At 69.1% G+C, this 1,984-nt stretch carries 2 protein-coding genes; both read right to left on the minus strand.

Annotated elements, in window-relative coordinates; genetic code table 11:
• Positions 1 to 326: 326 nt before the first annotated feature.
• Positions 327 to 1,199, minus strand: a complete 873-nt coding sequence (locus GVN67_RS28830) for an oxaloacetate decarboxylase (RefSeq protein ID WP_160000735.1) — start codon at positions 1,197 to 1,199, stop codon at positions 327 to 329.
• A 25-nt stretch (positions 1,200 to 1,224) separates the two neighbouring features.
• Positions 1,225 to 1,984 (minus strand): SDR family NAD(P)-dependent oxidoreductase (locus GVN67_RS28835; protein WP_200845445.1); only part of this gene is annotated, 760 nt, incomplete at its 5' end.

The following is a 1,984-nucleotide window of genomic DNA, read 5'->3' on the forward strand; positions in this document are numbered from 1 at the left end:
CCCTGATCGCCATCGCCCGCAAGCTGCTCACCATCCTCAATGCCATCCTCCAAAGCTCAACACCCTGGAGAACCACAACCTCCGCGAAGGAGCAGACCGCTTGACACCCAAGACAGTCGCTTCTTTTTTCTTTCAGACTGCCGTGTCCACGTGACGACAGGACGCGCCACGGCCCAATGTCAGCGCGACCTGTGGGCCTGCGCTGATTTTATGATTCTACGTCCCGCCGTAACGCCGTGGTATCGCGGCGGATGAAGGCGCTGGCCTTCACACGGCCGGTGATCAGAAAAAAGATGGGGGTTTGGGGGAATTCATTCCCCCAACCTTCACCCTCCGAACTTATCTGCCCACTGCTGATGAAACGGCAGATCGACGATCTCGCAGAACTCCCCGTAGGAGATCATCGCCTCGGCCCGCCCCTTCGGCGTGCCGGACGCCTTCAGCACCGACAGGGTGTCGCTGATGGCTTTCGCTGCGGAGAACAGCGTGCTGACGGCGTAGAGCACGACCGAGAAGCCCATCGCCTGCAGGTCGTCGGCGGAGAGGGCCACCGTCTCGGTGCCGTCGACGATGGAGACCACCTTCGGGCCGGTGATGGCTTTCGCCACGGCCTCGATTTCGGCGATCTTCTTGATGCCGTCGACGAAGACCAGGTCGACGCCGGTCTCCTGGTACAGTTTCGCGCGGCGCAGCGCCTCGTCCATCCCGGCGGCGCCCAGCGCGTCGGTGCGGCCGATGATCATCATGTCCGCGCTGCCGCGGGCCTCGACGGCGCAGCGCAGGCGGGCGGCGCTTTCGTCGGCGTCGACCAGGCGGATGCCGGCGAGCTGGCCGCAGCGCTTCGGCGCCACCTGGTCCTCCAGGTGGATGGCGGCGACGCCGGCCTGGATGTATTCGCGCACGGTGCGGTGGATGTTGGACGGGCCGCCATAGCCGGTATCGGCGTCGGCGATCACCGGGATCTCGACCACGCGGGTCATGTTGCGGGCGTGCTCGGTCATCTCGGTCTGGCTGAGCAGGCCGATATCGGGCGTGCCCAGGCGGCTGGCGGTCGCGCCCAGGCCGGTCATGTAGATGGCCGGGAAGCCGGCGCGCTGCACCAGGCGGGCGGTCAGCGAGTCGGGGGCGCCGGGGGCCTGGACGATGCGGCCCGAAGCGATGGCGGCGCGCAGGCGGGCGCCGGGCGTGGTGTCGGTCATGCTTGTTGTTCCTCCCCTTCCGGCGTCAGCGGCCGCCGGCGACGTCGATGATGGTCGAGGTGACATAGGCCGAGGCGCCGGACAGCAGCCACAGCGCAGCCTGCGCCACTTCCTCGGGCCCGCCCACCCGCTGCAGCGGGATGATCTTGGCGATCTCGGCCAGCTTGGCGCGGTCGCCCAGGCTGTCCTGCTGGATCGGCGTGTCGATGATGCCGGGGGCCAGGGCGTTGACGCGGACCTCGGGGGCCAGCTCCTTGGCGGCGGCGCGGGTCAGGGCGGCGATGGCGCCCTTGGTCGTGGCGTAGAGCGCGTTGCCCGGCATGCCGCCGGTGCGCGCCGCGATCGAGGACAGGTTGACGATCGAGGCATAGGGGTGCGGCGCGCGGGCCTGGAGATAGGCGCGGGTGCAGTAGAGCACGCTCTTCAGGTTGATCGACAGCACGCGGTCGATTTCTTCCGCCTCCATCTCGGCCAGCGGCATGCGCTTGCCGATGATGCCGGCATTGTTGACCAGGTGGGTCGGGCGGAAGCCTTCCGGGATCGCCTGGGCGGCGGCGGCCACGGCGGCAGCGTCGCTGACATCGACCTGGGTGGCGTGAACGCCGTCGCGGGCGGCGGCGGGGGCGCGCAGGTCCCAGACGATGGCCTTGCCGCCATGGGCGAGCACCGCGTCGACGATGGCGCCGCCGATGCCGGAGGCGCCGCCGGTGACCAGGACTGGACGATGCGGCCCGAAGCGATGGCGGCGCGCAGGCGGGCGCCGGGCGTGGTGTCGGTCATGCTTG

Origin of the sequence: Roseomonas sp. 18066, assembly GCF_902706185.1 — a bacterium.
Taxonomy (GTDB): domain Bacteria; phylum Pseudomonadota; class Alphaproteobacteria; order Acetobacterales; family Acetobacteraceae; genus Pseudoroseomonas.

Excerpts from the sequence above, each read along its gene's own strand:
- GVN67_RS28830 (WP_160000735.1), bottom strand. The coding sequence starts at position 1,199 with ATGACCGACACCACGCCCGGCGCCCGCCTGCGCGCCGCCATCGCTTCG.